This window comes from Floridaenema aerugineum BLCC-F46 (assembly GCF_041929345.1).
GTDB classification, from domain to species: Bacteria; Cyanobacteriota; Cyanobacteriia; order Cyanobacteriales; family Aerosakkonemataceae; genus Floridanema; species Floridanema aerugineum.
Map to the genome: position 1 here is coordinate 1 of NZ_JBHFNQ010000270.1, position 22,944 is coordinate 22,944.

Consider the following 22,944-nt stretch of genomic DNA (forward strand, 5'->3'; position numbering starts at 1 on the left):
GTGAATGGAAGTTATAACATCATGAGAAAAGCAGTCCCAAATGTCTTTGACGATGGGATAGAGGGCATTGTAGTTTGCCCAGTGAGGATCACACCTACAAAATAAGACCTAAGATATTTGTCTATGGTTTTATGAACTATCATGCACAATCCCGGCATCCGCATTGCCTGACTCGACATAGCTCATAATTTCTAATCCACTGCGGGCATATACCAACTTTGATCGAACCCGATCGAGAATGCCAAAATATTGGTTTTTTCGTACTTGTGGTGATAAGTAAACCTGATTAATTGGTGCAATACTTGATTTATAAGGAATCCCAGTCCCCAGTCCCCAGTCCCCAAAATTAGGCTTTTCCACCACAAGTACAAAAGAGCCAAGCTTTTGGTTTGTGGCTTGTAAGTTGGATTAGCAAAACCCTTAAAAGTAGTTTTATCTAAGAGTGTAGGTGGTGAAAAATTGCCATTATATTACAACCTATATAGCCAATTGCTAAAGGTGATTTATCCGACAAAAGCGATAAGATTTGATTAAGGATTTGGGGAAGAGTTGCGCCATAAGTTCGCCATAATTGTTCTCTTAGTTGCAGTAAAATGCGATCGCCTGCAATATCATCCGTCCCCGGTCGCAGCAACCAATGAGTTCGCAATACTTTAAAATGACCGATCTCATTACTTGGCACAAATTGATTAATTTCTTGCACTGCATTTTCTACTAATTTATCTGTAACAAATTTCATTACCAACGGTTGTAGCGTAAATGAATATTCATTTTCACTTACCCATTTTTCTAAGAGCGATCGCTTTTCTAAACCTGCGATTACCGTCAAAATCATAGCTGGATCGAGTGAACTTAAAAAGTGAGATTGCAACCGACTAAAAGAAATAGGTTCTTGCCAAATTGCTAACCAGTAAATAATGTCTCTTTCTAAGTCAGAGAGTTGCTCAAATTGTTGTTGGAGGATGGTGTTTAGGCGATCGCCAATTACCAAAGCATTTTGGTTAAGAAATGCAGCAACATTTCCAGCAAATACCGATTGAATTAAAGGAATTATCAGCTTGATTGCTAAAGGATTACCTCGATAAAGTTTAATCAAAGCTGATAATCCTAACTCTTTACCTGTAAATCCTTGAGATTGCAAAAGCTTGACAGCATCAGTTTTTGGTAATCCCTGTAAAGTCAGACAGCGAAATATTTGGGAATTATTATTAATTATACTTAGCTTTTCTCGACTGGTGATGAGAATGCAGCTTTGATGGCGACTTTGGCTCAACATTTCAATAAAATAATTGTAGGTGCTTGCAGATTCTTTATTTGATAAAACTGCTTCTAATCCATCTAATATTAGCAAACAACAACGTTGCTGTAATAATTTAATTAATTGCTTTATACCTTGAGTAACATCTTGAATAACCGGATAATTTAAACTACTTAAAATTTGCTCTAATAAAGAAAGTAAATCAGGAGAGGTTGACAGAGATTTCCAAATTAGACAATTATATTTTGTCTGAATGCGATCGGCTAAAGCTAGCGCCAATGAAGTTTTACCAATCCCACCTATCCCGACAACTGTTACTAATTTACAACCATCTGTTATCCAATGCTCTAATTGCTCTAATTCTTGATTGCGTCCGTAAAAACCTTCTATATTTGGCGCTTCATCCCAATCAACAAAGGGAGTTGTAAGTTGCGATTTGGGAGTTAAGTCAATATCAGATAAATCGGCAATTTCTGACCAATCGCTAATCCCAACTGCCTGACAAATAGCAATAAAAATATCGCGTTGAATCCGTTCTCCTTGCCAAAATCGTCGTAAAGTAGCCTTAGAGGTGTGAGCATCTTGCCACCAACAAGCAGTGCTGGTTTTCGTCCAACCACGACGCTGACGTGCTTTGTCTACAATAATCAATCCTGCTGGTGATACTTTGAGCGAGTTTGACATATATCCAAGAAATGAGCAAATTATCTCTATTTTGGCTTAACGTAACTTGCTGTTTATCGATTTTTAACTAAATGAAATTAAAAAATCCACAACTGAATCGATCAGTAGGGTGCGTCAGAAATTTAAACCTTGATGCTGTCGAGCAGATTTATGGTAGTAGAGCACCCTACAACTACTTGCTGAGCATCAACTGAACACAAAACTGAGCACTTTTCCCCAATCAACTCGTTTACGCTAAAGATAATCAGACGATCGCACTAGGAGATTACCACTATGACTCAAACTATTAAACAACAACCTGGTGGTTTATACGTTCAAACTCCCAACAAACAACAAATTGCTTTTCCACTCAAACACACCGAAGTTCAAGCAAAAATTGCCGGAAATATTTCACGGGTAGAAGTTACTCAAACTTTTGAAAATCCCTTTACTACTACCCTGGAAGCTGTTTACATTTTCCCGTTACCTGATGAAGCAGCTGTTGATGATATGCTGATTCGGATTGGCGATCGCACAATCAAAGGTAGCATTAAAAAACGTCAAGAAGCACAACAAATTTACGAACAAGCTAAACAAGAAGGACGCACAGCTGGACTTTTAGAACAAGAACGCGATAACATTTTTACTCAATCTCTAGCTAACATCAAGCCAGGGGAACAAATTGATGTAATCATTCGCTATAGTGACAGCCTGAAATTTGAAGCAGGTAACTATGAATTTGTGTTTCCAATGGTAGTCGGTCCTCGTTATATTCCTGGAACTACGATCGAGGATAATACAATTGGTAGTGGTTCTGCACCTGCACCAATGATGCAAAATCAAGATACTGATTTAGTGCCTGATGCTTCGCGATTGAATGCACCAATTTTACCACCAGGAACTCGTTCTCGACATGATATTAATGTGGTTGTGGAAATTGATGCGGGAGTGGAAATTCGCAATGTTTATTCGCCATCTCACCAAATTCAAATTACCCAATCAAATCAAATTGTTGGAGTAAACTTAGCAGGCGGAGATACCATTCCCAACAAAGATTTGATTTTACGTTATCAAGTTGCAGGTGATGATACACAAACAACTGTGTTAACCCAAAGTGATGAACGAGGCGGACATTTTGCTGTTTATCTAATTCCGGCAATTGAATATAAACCAAATCAAATTGTGCCGAAAGATGTAGTATTTCTGATTGATACTTCCGGTTCTCAGTCAGGTGCGCCGTTGATGCAATGTCAGGAATTAATGCGACGTTTTATTAATGGGTTAAATCCTGATGATACGTTCAGCATTATTGATTTTGCTAACACAACTCAGCAACTTTCACCTGTTCCTTTAGCCAATACTGCACAAAATCGATCGCTCGCCATCAACTATATCAACCGATTAAATGCCAGTGGCGGAACCGAATTATTACACGGAATTCGTGCAGTTTTAAATTTCCCCGTTACAGATCCGGGAAGGTTACGAACTATTGTTTTATTAACTGATGGTTATATCGGCAACGAAAATCAAATTTTGGCAGAAGTTCAACAGAATTTAAAACTAGGAAACCGCCTTCATAGCTTTGGTGCTGGTAGTTCAGTTAATCGCTTTCTTTTGAACCGAATTGCTGAAATCGGACGAGGAATTTCTCGGATTATTCGTCATGATGAACCAGTTAATGAAGTTGTAGAAAACTTCTTTCATCAAATCAATAATCCCGTGTTAGGTAACATTAACTGGCAATGGGAAGGTGAAGGAGAATCGCCAATTATTTATCCGCAAACACCGCCAGATTTATTTGCCCAGCAACCCTTAGTTTTGTTTGGACGTAAACTAGACAAACTTGCCGGAAAATTGCAGATTAACGGCATTGTTGCTGGAGGAATTCGCTATCAACAAACTTTCAATTTGAACTTTGATGATGTTGGTAATCCTGCTATTGCTCAACTTTGGGGACGTTCTCGCATCAAAGATTTAACGAATCAAATGGTGAGTGGAGATACCAAAAAAGGTGTAGAAGCGGTAACAGATACGGCTCTTTCTTATCAATTACTATCGCAATATACGGCTTTTGTTGCTGTTAGTGATGATGTGCGAGTTGATGCAACAGAAAGTTCTGTTTCTGTACAAGTACCTGTAGAAATGCCAGAAGGTGTTAACTATCAAGGGGTTTTTAGTAATGTTGCTTATGCTGCTGCACCAAGGGTTGAAATATCTCGCTCTGCACCTCGGCTATATGCTCCCAAAGCTCCAGTAAAATCATGGTTGCCGAAATGGTTTCAAAAACCGGAAGTTAGTTCTTCACCTCCAGATTCAGAGAATAATATGTTTTTTGAAGATTCATTTGAAGAGTCAGCAGAATCCTTTGATGCGTTTGCAGAAGCCTTTGGAGAAGATGAGTTGGATTTTGCAGAGTTAGAATCCATACCAATGTCAGAAACTTCATCTGTATTTCCTGTGCAACCTTTACAAATTTTGAGTGCGATCGGACTGGATGAAAATGCGATCGAACTTCTCACGAAACATCTGCAATTACTGATGTTACCAGATGGATTTAGTGGTGATTTAGTTTTTGAATTTCAGGTCAAAAAAGGAAGAGTCAAACAAGTTGTTTGGGATGAAGAAGCATCTTCTGTGAAAGATGATAAAGTTGTTCGGTTGATGAGGCGATCGCTCTTGACTTGGCAACCTCCTGAAGCTATTAGCAATACGATTAAACTGACTATTCGCATTCACACATAATCTGAACTAGCATTAGCAATAGACCTCTCCTTTCAAAGAATGTAGAGACGTTGTATACAACGTCTCTACAAGGGTTCTTTACAAGGTTTCCCAGTCCCTAGTCCCCAGTCCCCAGTCTCCAATCCCCAAAATCCACCACAAGTACGGGAGAACCAGTAGTTTTGCCATCAACAGCGATGTCCAGTGACAATGTAAGCGACTCTTTGACCGATGTTAGTGGCGTGGTCTGCCATGCGTTCCAAGTGGCGGATGACTAAGACTAATAGTAAGATTGGTTCGACTACGCCTTGGATGTCGCGTTGTCCAGCTAGGCGTTGGTAAAAAGTTTCATAGGCGATATCGACTACATCATCTTGTTGTTTAACTCGGATTCCAGCTTCTGCGTCTAAATCAGCCAAAGCGACTAAGCTCATGGCTAGCATTGCTTGAGCTTGATGGGACATACTAGCGATTTCTGATAAATAGGCGTGAGGTGGGTAGGGAAAGAGTTTGACAGAAATTTCAGCTAAATCTTTGGCATAATCGCCTATTCGTTCTAAATCTCGGACTAATTGCATATAGGCGCTTAATAGCCGCACGTCTTGAGCTACTGGTGCTTGTAATGTGATAAGGGCAGCACAATCTAACTCTATTTGGCGGTAGAGTTGGTCAATTTGTTTATCCATTAAAGGAATTTCCTCTGCGGCGGCTAAGTCGCGGTTAAATAGGGACTGATGACACAGACGGAAAGATTGTTCGACTAATGCACCCATTCTTAAGACATCACGTTCTAAGCGCCTAAGACTGCGCTCAAAGTTGATGCGTTCGGGTGGGGGGTTGAAAGGAGAGGAGTTCACCCTAAATTTATCTACCAAATAAGGTGTGAGTATCTAAATTTTATTCAAAAGGTAATTCTATTTTCAGCCAAGCGCCACCTGTTTGGGGGTGATTTTTGGCGATGACGGAACCACCATGAGCTAAGATGATTTGGCGGACGATCGCTAACCCCAAACCACTACCTGTTGTACTAGATTTAATTGTACCTTCTGATTCTGAAGTAGATTTTGTTTGCCTTTGCCGAGAAAGATCTCCACGATATAGCCTTTCAAAAACATAAGGTAAATCTAACTCAGGAAATCCGGGGCCGCAATCTATAATATTAATCTCTACAAATTCGGGAATACCTGTCTCTGGATAGATGTTAAATACAACTCTGATTTCTCCGGCTTCAGGACTGTATTTAATACTATTATCGAGAATGTTTAAAAATACTCGGTATAAACGAGACTCGTCAGCTTCTATTGACAAGATTTCGGGGCCAAAATAGTTGAATTTCAGATTTTTGGCATTATATAAAGGTTCTAAACTTTGCCAAACAGAACAAATTAATGTGTGTAAATCTAAAGATTTACAGCGCAACTGATTGCTAGAATCAGTTTCTAGTTGGCTGAGTTCTAACCAATCTTGTACTAAGTTAATCAGTCGATTAACTTCTGGTAATAATCGCTCTACCCAACGGCTTAATGGTGGTTCTAAACGGTCTTGTAAAGCTTCTGCTACCAAACGAATCGAAGTCAGGGGAGTTCTTAATTCGTGTGCTAAATCTGATACCCAACGATTCTGTGCTTGGGAAAGTTCAACTAAGGCTTGACGATTTTCTAAGAATACTCCAACTCGCCCATTGGATAAGGGCAAACTGGTAGCTCGGAGGGTGAGAGATTTGGGGATGAGATGTTCTTGATATTCTCCTGTTTCTGTGTTGGAGTAATTGGGATGAAATAGCCATTCTTGTTTGATTGGTTGCTGTTGGTGACGAGTTTGATCGATTAATACGTCGAGTTCGTAAGAACGGACTAATTCAAGTAGCAAGCGCACTTGTCCAGGTTCCCATCTATCTATGTTTAACATTTGCCTTGCTTGTTCGTTACACCAAATTAGCTGGTTTTCTTCATCTACCATGAGAAAGCCGCAGGGTGCTATTTGGAGAATTTCTTGCCAAGTTTGGATTTCGCTTTCTAGTAGTTGGCGATGTTCATTTGCTAAAGTTATTCCTCGACGCAAACGAGAGATTACTGGTAAGGCTGAGTCAGTACCTTGTATTTGGAGAGATAGCAATAAGTGCTTTAATTTTTGATTAAAGCGCATTCGCCAGAATAGGGAAAATGCTAATCCTATTAGTAAACCTATCAGAAATTCAATTATTGACATTTGTGCGATCGGTGGTTAGCGACCAATGATAACTATCAACTAACCACATATCAACACTATCGACCCAATCACTAACAATTAACAACTACCCAAACCGATAACCAAATCCGCGAATGGTAATAATGTATTCTGGGCGACTAGGATCTTTTTCCAATTTCTCCCGCATCCAGCGAATGTGGACATCGACGGTTTTACTATCTCCGACAAAATCTTGTCCCCAAACTTGGTCGAGTAGTTGTTCTCGCGACCACACGCGCCGAGGATAGCTCATAAATAATTCTAGGATGCGGTATTCTTTGGGGGCAAGGTTGATTTCTTCTCCCTGTAGTAAGACACGACATTCTTGGGGATAGAGGGTAATCTCTTTATATTGCAATATTGATGGTTGTGTTAATCCGCTGAGGCGTTGACGACGGAGTAAGGCGCGACAACGGGCGACAAATTCCCGCATACTGAAGGGTTTGGTGAGGTAGTCGTCTGCGCCTACTTCTAAGCCTAATACTCGATCGGTCTCGCTGCCTTTGGCACTGAGTATTAATATGGGGACTGGATTACCTTGGCGACGAAGTAACCGACAAATGTCTAATCCATTGACTAGCGGTAGCATAATGTCTAGCACTAGTAGGTCAATTAATGGTTCTCCAGTTTCAGTGCTGGCATTTTGGAGAATACTAATTGCTTTTTGTCCGTCAGCAGCAGTGAGTACTTCGTAGTCTTGTTCCTGTAACGCCATGACTAGCATTTCACGAATCAAGTCTTCGTCTTCTACTACTAGGATGCGTCTCTTTTGACCGATTTCGGTTCCTGATTGATTTGGTGTTATCTCAAGGGAAAACATGATTGAGGAAGTTAGTGCAGACTTGTTCCATCAAAACAATAACGCGATCGGTGCAACTCATGGCAGAGGCAACAGAAAAATTTCCAAATTTGCACTGAAACTTTAAATTTTTCTCAATATATCTGTAAATCTACGGTTACAATAAGGCGTTGAAAAGGTAGCCAATGCTGATAATACCTACAGTTACTAGGGAAATGAATACTGCTAGTAACTGCGGACGTAAGACTTTGCGTAAAATTACAATTTCTGGTAATGATAGGGCGGTGACTGCCATTGTGAAGGAAAGCACTGTTCCTAATGACATTCCTTTGCTGACTAAGGCTTCTGTAATTGGCAAAACTCCGGCAATATTAGCATACAAGGGAACGCCAATTAGTGCGGCAATTGGTACGGCGAATGGATTGTTATTTCCTGCCCATTTGGTAATTATATCTGCTGGTGCATAACCGTGAATTGCTGCACCAATGGCTATTCCTCCAACTACGTAAGGCGATACTGTTTTAAAGATTTCTGTGGCTGAATATTGACCTTGAGTAATTCTCTGTTTCCAAGTTAAGGGAATTTCGGTTTCTGTTTCGTCTAGTTCTTGGTTTTGCCGAGATTTTTGTAGTTCCCAAACGAAGGGTTCTACCCAGTTTTCTAGTTTGAGTAGGCTGATTGTGTATCCGGCTGCGATCGCCAATATCACCCCAAACCCAATATAAATCAAAGTGACTTTAAAACCAAACAATCCCCACAACAATATTACCGCTACTTCGTTCACCATCGGCGCGGAAATTAAATAGGAAAATGTTACTCCTAATGGAACTCCGGCTTCTAAAAATCCAATGAATAAGGGAACTGCTGAACAAGAACAAAATGGTGTAACAATGCCAATAGTAGCAGCTAAACAATTTCCCCAAATTGTGCGTTTTCCTCCTAGCCAATATCGCACTTTTTCCGGTTCTAAGAAGGTTTGCACTGTCCCCACTATAAAACTTATGACTAGCAGCAATGTGAGAACTTTGGGAACGTCGTAAAGGAAAAAATGCAGGCTTGCACCTAAATGTGTGTCTAAGGATAAGCCGAATAATTTAGTAACGATTTTGCTGGCTAGCCAATCGAAGGGATAAAATGGATCGAACATTTTTGAGTTTACACCTGCAATAATGGCTTGATTTCTTCGGGAGAAATTACTTTTCCTTTACTAACTACTTTGCCATTTACCGCTAATGCTGGAGTGGACATTACTCCCCGTTTGACTATTTCTATTTGATCGGTAATATGCTCAAGTTCGGCGGCTATTCCTAAGTCGGAAATGGCTTTTTTGGCGTTTTCTTCTAATTGATGACATTTTTTGCAGCCGGAACCGAGAATTTCTACTTTGATGTTAGTCATAGTTGTGAAGTTCAGGTGTTAAATTACTTTTTATAGTATAAGTTTTATTACTCGGTTATAGAGCGATTCTTAACTGTTTTATAAGAAGTTAGATGGTGCGTTACGTTAACACTAACGCACCCTACTTGTAGAGGTTTTGCGTAAGTTCTACAAGGGTTAAATTTGATTAGATTCGGCTAAGATTGACTTCATTAATCGTTTTGCGAATGTCAGTTATTGTTTCCTGAGCGCCTTTTTCTTTTCGCTCGCTGTAGCGATCGCACAAATAATCCACCTCTCCTCGCAACAGCAAGGTAAACTTATAAAGTTCCTCCATGACATCGACAACGCGATCGCGATAAGGTGAATCTTTCATCGTTCCATCTTCATTAAACTCCTGGTAAGCTTTAGCTACAGAAGATTGGTTGGGAATCGTGAACATCCGCATCCAACGCCCTAAAATGCGAAGGGTATTTACAGCATTGAAAGATTGAGAACCACCACTCACTTGCATAACGGCTAAAGTTCTTCCTTGAGTTGGTCTGATTGCTCCAATACTGAGGGGAATCCAGTCAATTTGGTTTTTCATGATACCGCTAATTTGACCGTGTAATTCGGGGCTAGACCAAACTTGTCCCTCAGACCACTGGCTTAATCCCCGGAGTTCCTGTACTTTGGGATGACTATCAGGAACGCTACCGTAAATCGGTAGTTCTCGCGGATCGAAAAACTTTACCTCTGCGCCAAACTCCTGAATAATTCGAGCCGCTTCTTCTGCTAATAAACGGCTATAAGAACGATCGCGCAACGAACCATAAAGAAACAAAATTCTCGGAGGATGGTCAAACTTGGTCATTATTGATGTTCCGTCAACGACTGCAAAAAGGTGAGTTGAGCCTCTCGTAACTCAGCATTGGGATTGGCGGTTTGGACGATCTGCATTGCTTCATCGTAGGGAGTTCCTGTCAGAATCAGATAGGCTGCCAGCATCGTTCCCGTCCGGCGATTGCCACTAGTACAATGCACTGCAACAGCTTTGCCTAATTGATTTTGCTGCTCAACGAAGGCTTGAAGTACCTGAATCTGTTCTACAGTAGGGGCTTTTCCGCCTTTTGTGGGTAGCCAGTGGTAATCGAGGTTTGCCTGTTGATACAAGTCAAGATTTGCAGAATCGTCCATTACGGAGACGATCGCTCCAATCCCCGCTGCTTTGAGTTGAGCCATTTCCTCTGGCAGAGGTTTCCGTACTCCGGCTAATTTTCCCGGAATCACCCACCAAAGGTTTTCTAGAATTGGTTGTGGTTCTTCCATTAGTTACCTATGCAATATTTGGAACTTGTAAGGTTTCAATTAGACGAACTACTCGATGGCGAATCTCATCCCGCACTCTGGGGAAAATCTCTGGTTGTTCGGCTGGATCGTCTAACTGCCAATCTTCAAATACTTCTCTTGTCAGCCATTGGGGGGGAAGATTTACACCACATCCACAAAGGGAAATCACAATATCGAAATCTTCAGGTTTAAATTCACTCAAGGCTTTTGAGGTTTGGCGGCTAATATCTAGACCTGCATCTTTCATTGTGGCGATCGCTTCTGGTCTAACTTCAGAAGCTTCTAGTCCAGAACTGGTAACTTCAATTAAACCACCTCCAAGATGCTTGGCAAATCCTTCTGCCATTTGCGATCGGGCCGAGTTTTTCTTACAAACAAACATCACTTTTTTCATGATTTATTACTCTCTGTGTAAATGGTTTGGGTTGGGCGGGTTTTGACTTTCAACTTAATTACTAGAAATTTCAATTTTTGGCTAACCCCGCCCCTACGGATATTACATTTTCAAACAACGAGGATCGAATAAAGTTGCTTTTTCCGGTTCTCTGGGAAACCAAAATGCGGTTTTTTTGCAAATTTCTACCAGCATTAACATGACTGGTACTTCAATTAAAACTCCTACTACTGTGGCTAATGCTGCACCAGAATTTAATCCAAATAAGGTGACTGATGTGGCGATCGCCACTTCAAAATGATTACTTGCGCCAATTAATGCTGCTGGTGCTGAATCTTCATAAGCAAGATTCATTTTTAAGGCGGCTACGTAGCTAATCAAAAAGATGAAGTTGGTTTGAATGAAGAGGGGAACGGCTATTAACAAAATGTGCAGAGGATTGTTAACTATTAGTTCGCCTTTGAAAGCAAATAGTAACACTAAGGTAATTAAAAGAGCAGAAATTGCGATCGGACTCAGATAATGCAAAAAGTTCTCTTCAAACCATCTTTTACCTTTATGCTTGAAAATCCAATAACGGCTGTACATTCCCGCTGCTAATGGCAAACCTACATAAACTAACACTGATAAAACTATGGTTTCCCAAGGTACAACTAAGTTATTTGCTGCTAGTAACCATCTCCCTAACGGTGCATATAAAAACAGCATTGCTAAGGAGTTTACTGCTACCATTACTAAAGTATGTCCTTGATTGCCATAACAGAGATATCCCCACATTAAAACCATTGCTGTACAAGGGGCAATTCCTAATAAAATTGTTCCCGCAATGTAAGAATTTGCTAGGGGAACTTCTACACCTCTAATTATTTCAGTTCCGGTAATTAAGGGGCGAAATAACCAACCTAAAAAGAATTGGGCAAATACTACCATTGTGAATGGTTTAATTAACCAATTGACTACCAAAGTTAAAATTACAGGTTTAGGTGTTCTGATCGCATTTGCTGCTTGGGTAAAATCAATTTTTACCATGATGGGATACATCATGAAAAATAGGCAAATGGCGATCGGGATTGATACCTGATAGATACTCATTGCATCTAAAGTAACGGCAATTTGAGGGAAAATTCTTCCCAAAATAATGCCAGCAACGATGCACAAAAATACCCAAACTGTTAGATATTTTTCAAAGAAACTGAGGTTGCTACCCGCTTCTACTTTTTTCGTATTTCCAGCCATTAGTTCAGATTTCCACTTCTTTTATGTTCAATAATCTTTGGTGCAGATTTTGGGGATGGACTGAAATCTTACACCTGTGCTTTTAGCCCACCTGCGAATCAATTCGCAGGCTAATAGCTTAAGTCCATTAAAATGGACTGAAAGCTTTTGAATCCTTAAATGGCAAATTAGAATTTCGCTTGTTTGCGTAATAACTCGGCTAAGGTTAAATCTAGCTGGGCTTTACCATCAAATACTGTTCCTACTTTTGCTCGGTTAAAATGCACTTCAGCAAGGCGATAACCTTCTTCTGGTAAAGGTACATAACCGACAGTTTTTACTGCTTGCGGTGCATTTTTGATGTAGAATTTTACAAAGTCTTTTAATTCAGGATTATCTTGGGCGGCTTTGGCATTAACGTAGATGAACAAAGGACGGGCTAAAGGTTGATATTGATTCGCTTCTACGGTTTTCAAAGAAGGTGCGATCGCTCCTTTTCCACTATTAACTGGAACTGCCTTTAACTTACCTTGATTATCTTCGTAATAAGCTAATCCAAAATATCCCAAAGCATTAGGATCTTGGATTACTCCTTTGGCAATTACTTCGTCATCTTCGCTAGCTGTATAATCGTTTCGGCTAGCATCAACTTTGCCAACTACAGCTTCGGTAAAATAGTCAAATGTTCCTGAATCTTTACCGGGGCCAAATAATTTTAAAGGTCGATCGGGCCATCCCGGTCTAACTTGATTCCAATTAGTAATTTTACCTTCTGCCGCTGGTTCCCAAATTCTTTTTAACTCAGCTACAGTGATGTCTTGCGCCCAAGTATTTTGCGGATTAACTACTACAGTTAAGGCATCAAAAGCTACAGGTAATTCAATAAATCTTACCCCAGCTTTGTTGCAAGCTTGCATTTCTTGAGCATTAATTGGACGGGAAGCATCGGCAATATCTACTTCTTTGGCGCAGAATTTTCTAAACCCTCCCGTAGTCCCAGAAAAACCAGTTTCTATTTTTGTGTTGGGATTGGTTTTTTGGTAATTTTTGGCGATCGCACTCGTGATCGGATAAACCGTACTCGAACCATCAATTTTAATCGGTTTCTGCTGCGATTGTACCTCAGCACATGAGTTCAACAGTGCCGCTACACCCACAATTAAAGCAATTTTTCTTAATCTAAAAGCTTTGGGCTTTTCCGTCGCGTTCATAATAGCCTCCCCCAGTGAATGTAGGGGCGAAGCATTTGGGTCAGAATTTCTCATCTAAAACCTAGACTTTCTGCCCAAATGCTTCGCCCGTACTCCCATCATTTCAAAAAAACTTGATTTGTCAAGTACATTTCAATAAAACTTGATGATTGCTCTTTACTCCTGGCAAGTGCGGGCGGGGGCGATCGGACTAAAGCGGCGATAATCTGCCAAAAACTGCTCTAAAACCACAAACTGAGACAAATTTAGGCTGTAATAAATCCAGCGTCCTTCTTGCTGAGAACGCACTAAACCCGCTTCCTTAAGGGTTTTCAGGTGAAAAGAGAGTTTAGATTGACTGACTTCTAGCTGTTCGCATAATTCGCAGACACACAATTCTCTCTGTCGCAGTAAGTCAATGATTTGCAAGCGCAGAGGGTCAGACAAGGCATGAAACCCGGCACTGAGTTGGGTGGGTGTGAGTGAATGTACCATCAATTTTTTTTAATACATAACCTCATCTTAAACTTTTTTTGGCACATTTAGCAGCATTTCTTTAAAATGAAACCTGTACAACAACTGAGAACTGGGAATGCTGCTACATTTAAGCACTTGGACAGAAGTAGAAGCTTATTTAGAAAAATCTACGGGCATTATTATGCCAATTGGTTCTACTGAACAACATGGGCCAACAGGATTAATTGGTACGGATGCGATTTGTGCGGAGGCGATCGCCAAAGGAGTAGGAGAAGAAATTAACGCAATGGTTGGGCCAACAATTAATGTTGGGATGGCGTTACATCATACAGGTTTTCCTGGTACAATTAGCTTGCGTCCGAGTACGATGATTCTATTAATTAAAGACTATGTAACTTGTTTGGCAAAAGCCGGATTTACTAAGTTCTTTTTTATTAACGGACATGGCGGAAATATTGCCACAATGAAAGCCGCTTTTGCCGAAACTTACGCGCATTTAGCAGATTTAAATATTAGAAATCACGAGCAAGTAAAATGCCAAGTTGCCAACTGGTTTATGTGTGGTTCTGTTTATAAATTAGCTAAAGAATTGTATGGAGAGCAAGAAGGTTCTCATGGGACTCCTAGCGAAGTAGCTGTTACCCAATTTGTGTATCCAGAAGCAATTAAACAAGGGCAACTTGCGGAAGAAGTTGGCAAAGGACATAGTATTTATGGTGCGATCGATTTTCGTAAACGTTACCCTGATGGCAGAATGGGATCTAACCCTGCTTTAGCGACACCGGAACATGGGAAACAATTTTATGATTTAGCGGTGAAAGAATTAAGTAATGGATATTTGGAATTTCTCAATGCTGGGTAAGGGTTGACCTTTGTTTATTCAAGGCTATACTCGTAATAGCTTTATTATCGTTAGTATGAACGCGATCGCTCCTACCAGCAAACCAGCTGATTATATTCAGCTTGTTGATTCGATCGGCAAAGTCTTCATCATTGCCTACAAAGAACCAACTGGATTACTTGAAGAAATCTTAAGTAAAGAAAAGTTTCAATACGAAATTCTCAGGCAAGAACACAAACCAGAATATCAAACTTATTCACGCAGTTATCTTTGCTTGATGAACCATTATCGCGCTTGGGAAAAAGCAGTTCAGGAAAGTAAACCAACGTTAATTATTGAAGCAGATTTTGTTCCTGTAGTTAATTTTGGTAAACTTCCCTTACCCTTTCATCCTCATCAAAAAGATGTGGGAATTTCCTGGCTTTATACTTGTGCTCCCCAAATTTATAGTGTTTCCGAAACAGGATATGCAGAAGGATTTTCTACTGCAATGGTGGCATATATTATCAATCAGCAGTCAGCCAAGTATCTGATTGAATTAGCAGAAGAAATTAACCAAAAATACGGAACAAATGCTTACTCATCTTGGGATTCAGATATAGATAAGTTTCTCAGGAAAAAAGCCCTAAAAAACTACATTCCATTTCGGAATTACGGCGAACATGGAGGCTTACCAAATTTAGAACATTATAAAAACGGTTTGAGTAAAAATCATCGAGCCGACGTACTATATGGAAAGCTGGCATTTTTACCTTTCTACGCCTCCGCAGAAAGAGGAGGAAAAGAAAATTTATTAACTGCAAGAATTCAAGCTCGTCTTAAGGGAATTGCTCGTTTATTGCTGGGGAAATTTTTACGAATTCCGGTAATTCAAGGTTCTCGCACACCGACAAGATTGATTAGTTTTGCCATTCGCAGACAGTTGTCATTTTATCTATAAAATTAATGAACGAAAAAATGAAAACTAGCGCTCAATCAGCAATGTATGCTAAACACGCACAGCTAATGCAAGCACGCCAACAAAATTATTTTGATCGGCCTAGTGAAGACGTTTTATCTCTAATTCCAGAAGATGCCCAGCGCATATTAGAGGTAGGTTGTGGTGGTGGTGCAACGCTAAAGGCTTTGAAAGAAAGCCGCCTGAAAAAAGGAAGTATTTGTGAAGTTGTAGGAGTGGATATTGAAGCAGGAGCGATTTCACGAGCTAAAAAATATCTGGATGCTGCTTATTTAATGAATGTCGAAGAAGAAGAATTAACTGACTATCCGCCTGGTTATTTTGACTTGTTAATTATGCAACAAGTCTTGGAACATTTTGTTAACCCTTGGGCAACTTTGCGCCAATGGTTGCCCTTAGTACGTTCGGGAGGTTATATAATAATTGGTGTGCCAAATATTGCTAATTATAGATTTCTGAAACGTTTGATATTAAAAGATGAATTTGCTTACGAACCTTATGGTATCCTTGATTGGACACACTTGCGATTTTTTACCCTCACTTCTTTCAAGGAACTTTTAACAGGAGCAGGTTTAACTATTTGCGAATCTTTGGGATTAGCAAGAGAAGAATTATTGAGTCCTAAACTTCGTTTTTTAGTGCGTTTATTTCCGGTTCTAAATCGCTTTACTTATTATGCCTATGTGGTGCTGGCACGTAAAGACAAAGAAACTTCAGCAGATTATATTCCCTTTAAGAAGAGTTACACGGTTTAACGATTAGCTAAATGGAGGTTTTCTATCTTGGTAGACCAAAATCAAGTAAAACTTATCGCATTTTACCTTCCTCAATATCATCCCATTCCCGAAAATGATGAATGGTGGGGGAAGGGATTTACAGAGTGGACTAACGTTAGCAAAGCTAAACCTTTATTCCCAGGACATTATCAACCTCACCTTCCAGCAGACTTGGGGTTTTATGATTTGCGTTTACCTGAAGCAAGGGAAGCACAAGCTGAGTTAGCCAGAGCTTATGGCATATATGGCTTTTGCTATTATCACTATTGGTTCAACGGAAAACGTCTTCTAGAACGACCATTTAATGAAGTTTTGGCTTCGGGAAAACCTGACTTTCCCTTTTGTCTTTGCTGGGCAAATGAAAACTGGACAAGAGTATGGGACGGACAGAACAAACACATTTTAATGGAACAAAAATACTGTGAGGAAGATGACAGAGAACATATTCGATCGCTTATTGAAACATTTAAAGACTCCAGGTATATAAAAATTGACGGCAAACCAATCTTTCTGATCTATAGATCTTCAAACTTACCCAACCCTCTGCAAACAACATCTATTTGGAGAGAAGAAGCCCGAAAAATGGGTATTGAAGATCTTTTTTTATGTCGGGTTGAAGGCTTTAACGATGAAAATAAGTCTCTCGTTAAACAGGGATTTGATGCGGCAATAGAGTTTCAACCACAGTGGAAACCACTGTTGAATAAAACCAAAATCTGGCGGCTAGGTAGAAAATTAAGAATTTGGGATAAAGTATACCGAGAAAACTTCATCTTTGATTACGCTGCAACAGTTGAAAAAATGCTGCAAAAACCTATTCCATCCCATAAATATTTTCGCTGCGTAACTCCCATGTGGGATAATTCAGCCCGCCGCAAAGATAATGCACTTATCCTGAAAAATTCCAGTCCCGATGTTTATGAATATTGGTTAAAAAAGGTTATAGAGCAAGGAGCAGCGAGTAACCCGGAAGAGAATATAGTGTTTATAAATGCTTGGAATGAATGGGCAGAAGGTAATCACTTAGAACCTTGCCAAAAATGGGGGCGGGCTTACCTTGAAGCTACCTTGAGAGCAGTTAATTCCACATCTAAGATCCAAAAAAATACGCTGGAAAAGTAGAGGTAAATTAAAAAATATGGTAGATCTTACAGTAGCAATATGTACTTATAACGGGGAAAATCGTTTACCTGAAGTACTAAATAGATTAAAAAATCAGTCAGGAACAGAAGATATTTCCTGGGAAATTATTGTCATAGACAATAATAGTAGCGATCGCACTGCCCAAGTTGTGCAAACATATCAATCTGATTGGCCGCAAGCTTATCCGATTAAATATTTTTTTGAATCTCAGCAAGGATTATCTTTCGCCAGAGAACGAGCTATAAAAGAAGCATCGGGAACTTTTATTGGGTTTCTCGATGACGACAATTGGCCTACTCCTAATTGGGTAGCAGCCGCTTACGCCTTTGGTAAAGCACATCCCAAAGCTGGTGCATACGGTAGTCAAATTCATGCAGAATTTGAAGTTTCGCCACCAGAAAATTTTAAAAGAATAAGTCGTTTTTTGGCTATAGGAGGAGGAAAAGAACCTGTTTGCTACACTTCCTCAGAATACAAGCATTCTTATAAAAAAGTACTACCTCCAGGAGCCGGATTAGTAATTCGTAGACAAGCTTGGATCGACAGCGTTCCCGAACAATTATTTTTCCGAGGTCGCCTTGCTAAATCAATAGTAACTGCTGAAGATATAGAAGCATTATTGCATATCAGAAATGCTGGCTGGGAAATTTGGTACAACCCAGAAATGAAGATTTATCACAGTATTCCTAAACAGCGTTTAGAGAAAGAGTACTTGATGAAATTGCTTAGAAGTGTGGGTTTGAGTCGGCACCACACACGAATGTTAGGATACCCAATTTGGCAAAGACCTTTTGTTTTTCCTGTTTATTTTCTGAATGACATCCAAAAACTTATAGTTCATTTTCTTAAGTATCACAATGTTTGGCAAACAGATGTAGTAGCTGCTTGTGAAAGGGAACTTTTAATCGGCAGTATCATCAGTCCGTTTTATACTTACAAAATCAAATTATTGAAAGCGAAAAATTAGTAATTTTTGCAAATATATGCCTTTAATTTCGGTAGTAATTCCTCTATATAATAGCGAAAAAACAATTAAAGAAACACTCGATTGTGTTTTTAGGCAAACTTTTTCGGATTGGGAAATTATCGCTGTTAATGATGGCTCAACAGACGCTACTTTAGAGATTCTTGCTGCTATAAAAGATCCGCGATTAAAAGTATTTTCTTACCCCAATGGAGGTATATCAGTTAGCCGCAACAGAGGTCTGGCTCTAGCACAAGGAGAATATATTGCTTTTTTGGATCACGATGACCTTTGGACACCAGAAAAGTTAGAGTTACAACTCAAAGCTTTGCAAGAAAATCCACAAGTGGCGATCGCTTATAGCTGGGTCGATTTAATTGATGAAACAAATCAATTTATCCGGTCATGTGCTCGCATTAAAGTACATAATAATCTTCTGGCAAAGCTGTTATCAACTAATTTTTTATATACAGCTTCTAATCCCCTAATTCGTAAGGAAGCTTTAATCAAAGTAGGAGGCTTTGACGAATCAGTATTTGGCCCTGAAGATTGGGATTTGTTTCTACGTTTGGCTGCAAACTATCCTTTTGTAGAAGTACCTCGTCCTCAAGTTTTATTTCGCATGACTGCTGGTTCGGCTTCTACTAATCTTGCTAGACAGGAAACAGAAACCTTAAAGGTTATAGAACGAGCTTTTGCACAAGCTCCCGAATCTTTACAGCAGATAAAAAAGCCTACGATCGCTAATCTTTATATGTACTTCGCTTTTAGAGCGCTGGAAGTTCCTTCTGGACGGAAAAACGGTTTAGTAGCCGCTCATTATTTCTGGTTAGCTATTATAAATAATCTCTCCCTGCTCAAAAAACGAAAAACCATACTGGTAGTTTTATTTAAAATTGCAGTGGTGGTTATACTCCCGCCAGGAATGTCCAAAAATTTGCTGAAAAGTATGAAGAATCAAGTAGCCAGCGGAAATGACTTAAATAATTAAACAAATTGAATGACGCAGTTAAATTATTATGCCTACAATATCTGTTATAATTCCTGTTTACAACGGTGAAAAAACCATCCAACAGACTATTGAATCTGTAATAAACCAGACATTTACGGATTTTGAAATAATCATAATTAATGATGGGTCTAAAGACTCAACTTTAGATATTATTTCCACTATTCAAGACCCGCGAATCAAAGTATTTTCTTATGCTAATGCCGGACTTTCAGCGAGTCGTAATCGGGGACTGTCTCTAGCATCTGGTGAGTTTATTTCTTTCTTAGATGCTGATGACTGTTGGACACCAGATAAACTACAGGCGCAATTAGAGGCGTTGCAAGCTAATCCTGAAGCAGCAGTGGCGTATAGCTGGACTGACTATATAGATGAATACGGTCAAGTTTTACGTTCTGGCACTCGCATAAGTGTAAGTGGAAATGTTTACGAAAAACTATTAGTACGGAACTTTTTAGAAAATGGCTCTAATGCTTTAATTCGCAGGCAAGCTTTGACAGAAGTAGGTAATTTTGATGAATCTTTAACTGCTGCTGAAGATTGGGATATGTATGTGCGATTGGCTAGCCGTTATCATTTTGTCGTAGTGCGATCACCTCAAATTTTATATCGAGTATCTACTAGTTCCATGTCTACTAATGTTGCTAAACAGGAAGCAGCCAGCTTACAAGTAATTGAAAGAGCTTTTAATCAAGCTCCAGAAAGTTTACAACATCTGAAAAAATACGCCCTTTCTACCCTTTACATTTACCTCACTTTTAAAGTTTTAGAAAATCCTTCTGGGCGGCAAAATGCTTTGACAGCCGCTCGTTATCTCCGGCTTGCGGTGAAAAGCGATCGATCTGTTCTCAAACGACAGCAAACCATGCTAAAAGCATTATTTAAAATTTTGGTAGTACTTCTGATGCCTATGAAACAGTCTCAAGCATTAGTGAATCAAGCTAAAAACCTATTCAAAAACTTTAATCAGCTTGGGAAATAAAAATATTTTTATTCCTCGAATTCCTCTTCTTCATCGTCGGAAAATTCATCGCTGCCACCGAAGCGAGGTTGTGCGGGAATAGCAGCAACGATCGCATCTATCACCTTAGAAACCGGGACAATTTCTAAACCGTAATCAGAAAATTTTTGCCCTTTGGGAACGATCGCTCTTTGAAACCCTAATTTCGCCGCTTCTTTTAACCTTAATTCCATTTGCGAAACAGCGCGAACTTGTCCACCTAATCCTACTTCGCCAATTAATACAGTACGAGGATCGACAATGCGATCGCGAAAACTCGCCACAACTGCGATCGCAATTCCCAAATCTACCGCTGGTTCTTCCACATTCAAACCACCAGCAGAAGCCACATAAGCATCTAATTTCGATAAAGGAATTCCCACCCGTTTTTCCAAAACTGCCAAAATTTGTAACAGGCGATTATAATCAACTCCCGTAGTCGATCGACGCGGACTAGAATAACTCGTTGGACTTACTAAAGCTTGCAATTCAACTACTAAAGGACGAGTGCCTTCACAAGCGACAACGATCGCTGTTCCCGGTGCCGCTTCGTCCCGATTTCCTAAGAATAATTCCGAAGGATTGGCAACTTCTCTTAAACCCCGATCGGCCATTTCAAAAATGCCGATTTCGTTGGTTGCGCCAAAGCGATTTTTTACCGATCGCAATAAACGGTGCGAGGCAAAGCGATCGCCTTCAAAATACAATACTGTATCTACCAAATGTTCTAAAACTCTAGGGCCTGCGATCGCTCCTTCCTTTGTAACGTGACCCACAATTAACATCGTAATATCATCACGTTTCGCCACCTTCATTAACGCCGCAGTACATTCCCTTACCTGCGCCACCGAACCAGGCGCAGAAGTCATCGTCGGTAAAAAAATCGTTTGGATACTATCAATTACTGCTAAGTTTGGTTTTAGAGATTCTAACTCTTTTAAAATCTCTTCCAAATCAGTTTCAGCTAACACATAAAGTTTCGGATCGGTTGCCTGGGGTAACTCAGAATCTTCTATTGAATCTGTCTGTTCTGACTCTGACAACTCAGAATCAAAATTTTCTCCAACTCCTAAACGAGACGCTCTCAACTTTACTTGTTGTCCCGACTCTTCGCCGGAAACATAAAGAATCCGCCGTTCCTCAGAAAGTCGATTTGCTACCTGAAGCAACAAGGTAGATTTCCCAATTCCCGGATCTCCACCAATCAAAACCAAAGAACCCGGAACTACTCCACCACCTAAAACTCGATTAAATTCTCCGTAGCCAGAAGACCACCTTGCTTGTTGTCTGTCGGTAATTTGGGAAAATTTTAAAGACAACCTTGGTTTTGGTTCATTATGCGCCGCTGATTTACCATTACTCCGAGTCCCTCCCGGCCAACTACCCCGACTAGGAAGCGCAGGTGTTTGGGTGATAAGCTGTTCTTCGAGGGAATTGTAAGTATTACAGGCAGGACACTTACCAAACCATTGGGGAGACTCTGCCCCGCATTCATTACATATATAAGTAGTTCGAGGCTTAGGCATTGTGTTAATTGTAAAAAAGTGTAAAGATTAGCTCGTAATTCTTAAATTAGCTTGAAATGCAGCAAGCATAAGAATTGTGGCTAAAAACAACGGAACTCTTTAGGGTAATATCTTAATTAATGGTACTAAAAATTAATGAAGAGAAACGCCACAGATTTTAAGGAGATTTGAGTAACTTGGAAAGCCACAAAGAGAAAATTTTGGTGGTAGACGATGAAGCCAGCATTCGCAGAATTTTGGAAACTCGTCTGTCGATGATTGGTTATGATGTCGTCACTGCTGCCGATGGCGAGGAAGCCTTAGAAACATTTCGTAATGCTACTCCTGATTTAGTGGTTTTGGACGTAATGATGCCGAAACTTGATGGTTATGGTGTTTGTCAGGAATTGCGAAAAGAATCTGACGTACCCATCATTATGCTAACTGCTTTGGGAGATGTAGCCGATCGGATCACAGGTCTAGAGTTAGGCGCAGATGATTACGTCGTTAAACCCTTTTCCCCCAAAGAGTTAGAAGCTCGTATCCGTTCCGTACTCAGACGAGTAGATAAAAGCGGAATTTCCGGTATCCCCAGTTCCGGTGTGATAACAGTCGTAAATATTAAAATTGACACTAATAAACGCCAAGTCTACAAAGGTGATGAGCGAATTCGGCTTACTGGTATGGAGTTTAGCTTGTTAGAACTCTTGGTCAGTCGTTCAGGAGAGGCTTTTTCTCGATCGGAAATCCTTCAAGAAGTATGGGGTTACACTCCCGAACGTCACGTAGATACCCGCGTGGTCGATGTTCACATCTCCCGCTTACGTGCCAAGCTAGAAGATGACCCTAGCAACCCAGAACTTATTCTCACTGCTAGAGGTACAGGCTATCTCTTCCAAAGAATTATTGAGCCGGGAGAGACTGAAAAGTAGGGGACAAGGGGACAAGGGGACAAGGGGAGATGGGCGGATGGGCGGATGGGGGGATGGGTTTGGATGTTCCCCTTTGCTCTTTGCTCTTGGAATTGCCACGTAAGGATTCAATTTTTCAGATGAATTTACTTAGTTAAATCTAAGAATAGTAGCAAATAATAGCT

Annotated in this window: 23 protein-coding genes; 9 read left to right on the plus strand and 14 right to left on the minus strand. The window is 40.1% G+C overall.

All coding sequences use genetic code 11. The annotated features are described in order from the left end of the window. Positions 1 to 129: 129 nt before the first annotated feature. Positions 130 to 360: a hypothetical protein gene (locus tag ACE1CC_RS36060; protein WP_413275252.1), complete on the minus strand. Its 231-nt coding sequence runs from the start codon at positions 358 to 360 to the stop codon at positions 130 to 132. Between the two features lie 76 nt (positions 361 to 436). After that, complete coding sequence (locus tag ACE1CC_RS36065; protein ID WP_413275253.1) at positions 437 to 1,942, minus strand: NB-ARC domain-containing protein; 1,506 nt, start codon at positions 1,940 to 1,942, stop codon at positions 437 to 439. A gap of 273 nt (positions 1,943 to 2,215) precedes the next feature. On the opposite strand from ACE1CC_RS36065, the gene ACE1CC_RS36070 reads away from it, so the two are divergent. Continuing rightward, complete coding sequence (locus ACE1CC_RS36070; RefSeq protein ID WP_413275254.1) at positions 2,216 to 4,663, plus strand: VIT domain-containing protein; 2,448 nt, start codon at positions 2,216 to 2,218, stop codon at positions 4,661 to 4,663. Positions 4,664 to 4,830: 167 nt separating this feature from the next. Here the strand turns inward: ACE1CC_RS36070 and phoU are convergent, their stop codons facing one another. The 11 genes from phoU to ACE1CC_RS36125 form a co-directional block, all read right to left on the minus strand. Beyond that, positions 4,831 to 5,499 (minus strand): phosphate signaling complex protein PhoU, encoded by a 669-nt coding sequence (gene phoU / locus ACE1CC_RS36075; RefSeq protein ID WP_413275255.1) that lies wholly within the window; start codon positions 5,497 to 5,499, stop codon positions 4,831 to 4,833. 40 nt (positions 5,500 to 5,539) lie between these two features. Further along, positions 5,540 to 6,850, minus strand: coding sequence for a sensor histidine kinase (locus ACE1CC_RS36080; protein ID WP_413275256.1), 1,311 nt, complete (start codon positions 6,848 to 6,850; stop codon positions 5,540 to 5,542). A gap of 85 nt (positions 6,851 to 6,935) precedes the next feature. Further along, entirely contained in the window at positions 6,936 to 7,688 is a 753-nt protein-coding gene (locus ACE1CC_RS36085) for a winged helix-turn-helix domain-containing protein (protein WP_413275257.1), read from the minus strand. A gap of 136 nt (positions 7,689 to 7,824) precedes the next feature. Further along, on the minus strand, positions 7,825 to 8,814 hold the full coding sequence (locus ACE1CC_RS36090) for a permease (protein WP_413275258.1): 990 nt from the start codon (positions 8,812 to 8,814) through the stop codon (positions 7,825 to 7,827). Between the two features lie 8 nt (positions 8,815 to 8,822). Next, the gene (locus tag ACE1CC_RS36095; RefSeq protein WP_413275259.1) at positions 8,823 to 9,065 is read right to left on the minus strand and encodes a thioredoxin family protein; all 243 of its coding nucleotides are present in this window, start codon (positions 9,063 to 9,065) and stop codon (positions 8,823 to 8,825) included. Positions 9,066 to 9,231: 166 nt separating this feature from the next. Beyond that, positions 9,232 to 9,900: an arsenical resistance protein ArsH gene (gene arsH, locus ACE1CC_RS36100; RefSeq protein ID WP_413275260.1), complete on the minus strand. Its 669-nt coding sequence runs from the start codon at positions 9,898 to 9,900 to the stop codon at positions 9,232 to 9,234. Further along, positions 9,900 to 10,355 (minus strand): phosphatase domain-containing putative toxin, encoded by a 456-nt coding sequence (locus tag ACE1CC_RS36105; RefSeq protein ID WP_413275261.1) that lies wholly within the window; start codon positions 10,353 to 10,355, stop codon positions 9,900 to 9,902. The genes arsH and ACE1CC_RS36105 overlap by 1 nt, the downstream gene beginning before the upstream one ends. A gap of 7 nt (positions 10,356 to 10,362) precedes the next feature. Continuing rightward, positions 10,363 to 10,770, minus strand: coding sequence for an arsenate reductase, glutathione/glutaredoxin type (gene arsC, locus ACE1CC_RS36110; protein WP_413275262.1), 408 nt, complete (start codon positions 10,768 to 10,770; stop codon positions 10,363 to 10,365). A 102-nt stretch (positions 10,771 to 10,872) separates the two neighbouring features. Further along, positions 10,873 to 12,006 (minus strand): ACR3 family arsenite efflux transporter, encoded by a 1,134-nt coding sequence (gene arsB, locus ACE1CC_RS36115; RefSeq protein ID WP_413275263.1) that lies wholly within the window; start codon positions 12,004 to 12,006, stop codon positions 10,873 to 10,875. Between the two features lie 167 nt (positions 12,007 to 12,173). Next, positions 12,174 to 13,196 carry a PstS family phosphate ABC transporter substrate-binding protein gene (locus ACE1CC_RS36120; RefSeq protein WP_413275264.1) on the minus strand — a complete coding sequence of 341 codons (1,023 nt, stop codon included), beginning with the start codon at positions 13,194 to 13,196 and terminating at the stop codon, positions 12,174 to 12,176. A 156-nt stretch (positions 13,197 to 13,352) separates the two neighbouring features. Continuing rightward, positions 13,353 to 13,670, minus strand: a complete 318-nt coding sequence (locus tag ACE1CC_RS36125) for an ArsR/SmtB family transcription factor (RefSeq protein WP_413275265.1) — start codon at positions 13,668 to 13,670, stop codon at positions 13,353 to 13,355. Between the two features lie 97 nt (positions 13,671 to 13,767). On the opposite strand from ACE1CC_RS36125, the gene ACE1CC_RS36130 reads away from it, so the two are divergent. Genes ACE1CC_RS36130 through ACE1CC_RS36160 form a run of 7 tightly spaced genes read left to right on the plus strand, consistent with a single transcriptional unit; the run spans position 13,768 to position 20,325 of the window. Then, on the plus strand, positions 13,768 to 14,514 hold the full coding sequence (locus tag ACE1CC_RS36130; RefSeq protein WP_413275266.1) for a creatininase family protein: 747 nt from the start codon (positions 13,768 to 13,770) through the stop codon (positions 14,512 to 14,514). A gap of 55 nt (positions 14,515 to 14,569) precedes the next feature. Next, positions 14,570 to 15,433 (plus strand): LPS biosynthesis glycosyltransferase, encoded by an 864-nt coding sequence (locus ACE1CC_RS36135; protein WP_459563963.1) that lies wholly within the window; start codon positions 14,570 to 14,572, stop codon positions 15,431 to 15,433. A gap of 17 nt (positions 15,434 to 15,450) precedes the next feature. Continuing rightward, positions 15,451 to 16,206: a class I SAM-dependent methyltransferase gene (locus tag ACE1CC_RS36140; RefSeq protein ID WP_413275268.1), complete on the plus strand. Its 756-nt coding sequence runs from the start codon at positions 15,451 to 15,453 to the stop codon at positions 16,204 to 16,206. Positions 16,207 to 16,233: 27 nt separating this feature from the next. Further along, positions 16,234 to 17,349 carry a glycosyltransferase WbsX family protein gene (locus tag ACE1CC_RS36145; RefSeq protein WP_413275269.1) on the plus strand — a complete coding sequence of 372 codons (1,116 nt, stop codon included), beginning with the start codon at positions 16,234 to 16,236 and terminating at the stop codon, positions 17,347 to 17,349. Positions 17,350 to 17,365: 16 nt separating this feature from the next. After that, complete coding sequence (gene hpsE, locus ACE1CC_RS36150) at positions 17,366 to 18,337, plus strand: hormogonium polysaccharide biosynthesis glycosyltransferase HpsE (RefSeq protein WP_413275270.1); 972 nt, start codon at positions 17,366 to 17,368, stop codon at positions 18,335 to 18,337. Positions 18,338 to 18,353: 16 nt separating this feature from the next. Then, positions 18,354 to 19,325: a glycosyltransferase gene (locus ACE1CC_RS36155; protein ID WP_413275271.1), complete on the plus strand. Its 972-nt coding sequence runs from the start codon at positions 18,354 to 18,356 to the stop codon at positions 19,323 to 19,325. A gap of 28 nt (positions 19,326 to 19,353) precedes the next feature. Continuing rightward, positions 19,354 to 20,325 carry a glycosyltransferase gene (locus ACE1CC_RS36160; RefSeq protein WP_413275272.1) on the plus strand — a complete coding sequence of 324 codons (972 nt, stop codon included), beginning with the start codon at positions 19,354 to 19,356 and terminating at the stop codon, positions 20,323 to 20,325. Positions 20,326 to 20,333: 8 nt separating this feature from the next. Here the strand turns inward: ACE1CC_RS36160 and radA are convergent, their stop codons facing one another. Then, positions 20,334 to 21,869 carry a DNA repair protein RadA gene (gene radA, locus ACE1CC_RS36165; protein WP_413275273.1) on the minus strand — a complete coding sequence of 512 codons (1,536 nt, stop codon included), beginning with the start codon at positions 21,867 to 21,869 and terminating at the stop codon, positions 20,334 to 20,336. Between the two features lie 176 nt (positions 21,870 to 22,045). On the opposite strand from radA, the gene rpaB reads away from it, so the two are divergent. Beyond that, positions 22,046 to 22,780, plus strand: a complete 735-nt coding sequence (gene rpaB / locus ACE1CC_RS36170) for a response regulator transcription factor RpaB (RefSeq protein WP_413275291.1) — start codon at positions 22,046 to 22,048, stop codon at positions 22,778 to 22,780. Positions 22,781 to 22,944 lie beyond the last annotated feature (164 nt).

Excerpts from the sequence above, each read along its gene's own strand:
- ACE1CC_RS36065 (WP_413275253.1), bottom strand. The coding sequence starts at position 1,942 with ATGTCAAACTCGCTCAAAGTATCACCAGCAGGATTGATTATTGTAGAC.
- ACE1CC_RS36070 (WP_413275254.1), top strand. The coding sequence starts at position 2,216 with ATGACTCAAACTATTAAACAACAACCTGGTGGTTTATACGTTCAAACT.
- ACE1CC_RS36080 (WP_413275256.1), bottom strand. The coding sequence starts at position 6,850 with ATGTCAATAATTGAATTTCTGATAGGTTTACTAATAGGATTAGCATTT.
- ACE1CC_RS36085 (WP_413275257.1), bottom strand. The coding sequence starts at position 7,688 with ATGTTTTCCCTTGAGATAACACCAAATCAATCAGGAACCGAAATCGGT.
- ACE1CC_RS36090 (WP_413275258.1), bottom strand. The coding sequence starts at position 8,814 with ATGTTCGATCCATTTTATCCCTTCGATTGGCTAGCCAGCAAAATCGTT.
- ACE1CC_RS36095 (WP_413275259.1), bottom strand. The coding sequence starts at position 9,065 with ATGACTAACATCAAAGTAGAAATTCTCGGTTCCGGCTGCAAAAAATGT.
- arsH (WP_413275260.1), bottom strand. The coding sequence starts at position 9,900 with ATGACCAAGTTTGACCATCCTCCGAGAATTTTGTTTCTTTATGGTTCG.
- ACE1CC_RS36105 (WP_413275261.1), bottom strand. The coding sequence starts at position 10,355 with ATGGAAGAACCACAACCAATTCTAGAAAACCTTTGGTGGGTGATTCCG.
- arsC (WP_413275262.1), bottom strand. The coding sequence starts at position 10,770 with ATGAAAAAAGTGATGTTTGTTTGTAAGAAAAACTCGGCCCGATCGCAA.
- arsB (WP_413275263.1), bottom strand. The coding sequence starts at position 12,006 with ATGGCTGGAAATACGAAAAAAGTAGAAGCGGGTAGCAACCTCAGTTTC.
- ACE1CC_RS36120 (WP_413275264.1), bottom strand. The coding sequence starts at position 13,196 with ATGAACGCGACGGAAAAGCCCAAAGCTTTTAGATTAAGAAAAATTGCT.
- ACE1CC_RS36125 (WP_413275265.1), bottom strand. The coding sequence starts at position 13,670 with ATGGTACATTCACTCACACCCACCCAACTCAGTGCCGGGTTTCATGCC.
- ACE1CC_RS36130 (WP_413275266.1), top strand. The coding sequence starts at position 13,768 with ATGCTGCTACATTTAAGCACTTGGACAGAAGTAGAAGCTTATTTAGAA.
- ACE1CC_RS36135 (WP_459563963.1), top strand. The coding sequence starts at position 14,570 with ATGAACGCGATCGCTCCTACCAGCAAACCAGCTGATTATATTCAGCTT.
- ACE1CC_RS36140 (WP_413275268.1), top strand. The coding sequence starts at position 15,451 with ATGAAAACTAGCGCTCAATCAGCAATGTATGCTAAACACGCACAGCTA.
- hpsE (WP_413275270.1), top strand. The coding sequence starts at position 17,366 with ATGGTAGATCTTACAGTAGCAATATGTACTTATAACGGGGAAAATCGT.
- ACE1CC_RS36155 (WP_413275271.1), top strand. The coding sequence starts at position 18,354 with ATGCCTTTAATTTCGGTAGTAATTCCTCTATATAATAGCGAAAAAACA.
- ACE1CC_RS36160 (WP_413275272.1), top strand. The coding sequence starts at position 19,354 with ATGCCTACAATATCTGTTATAATTCCTGTTTACAACGGTGAAAAAACC.
- radA (WP_413275273.1), bottom strand. The coding sequence starts at position 21,869 with ATGCCTAAGCCTCGAACTACTTATATATGTAATGAATGCGGGGCAGAG.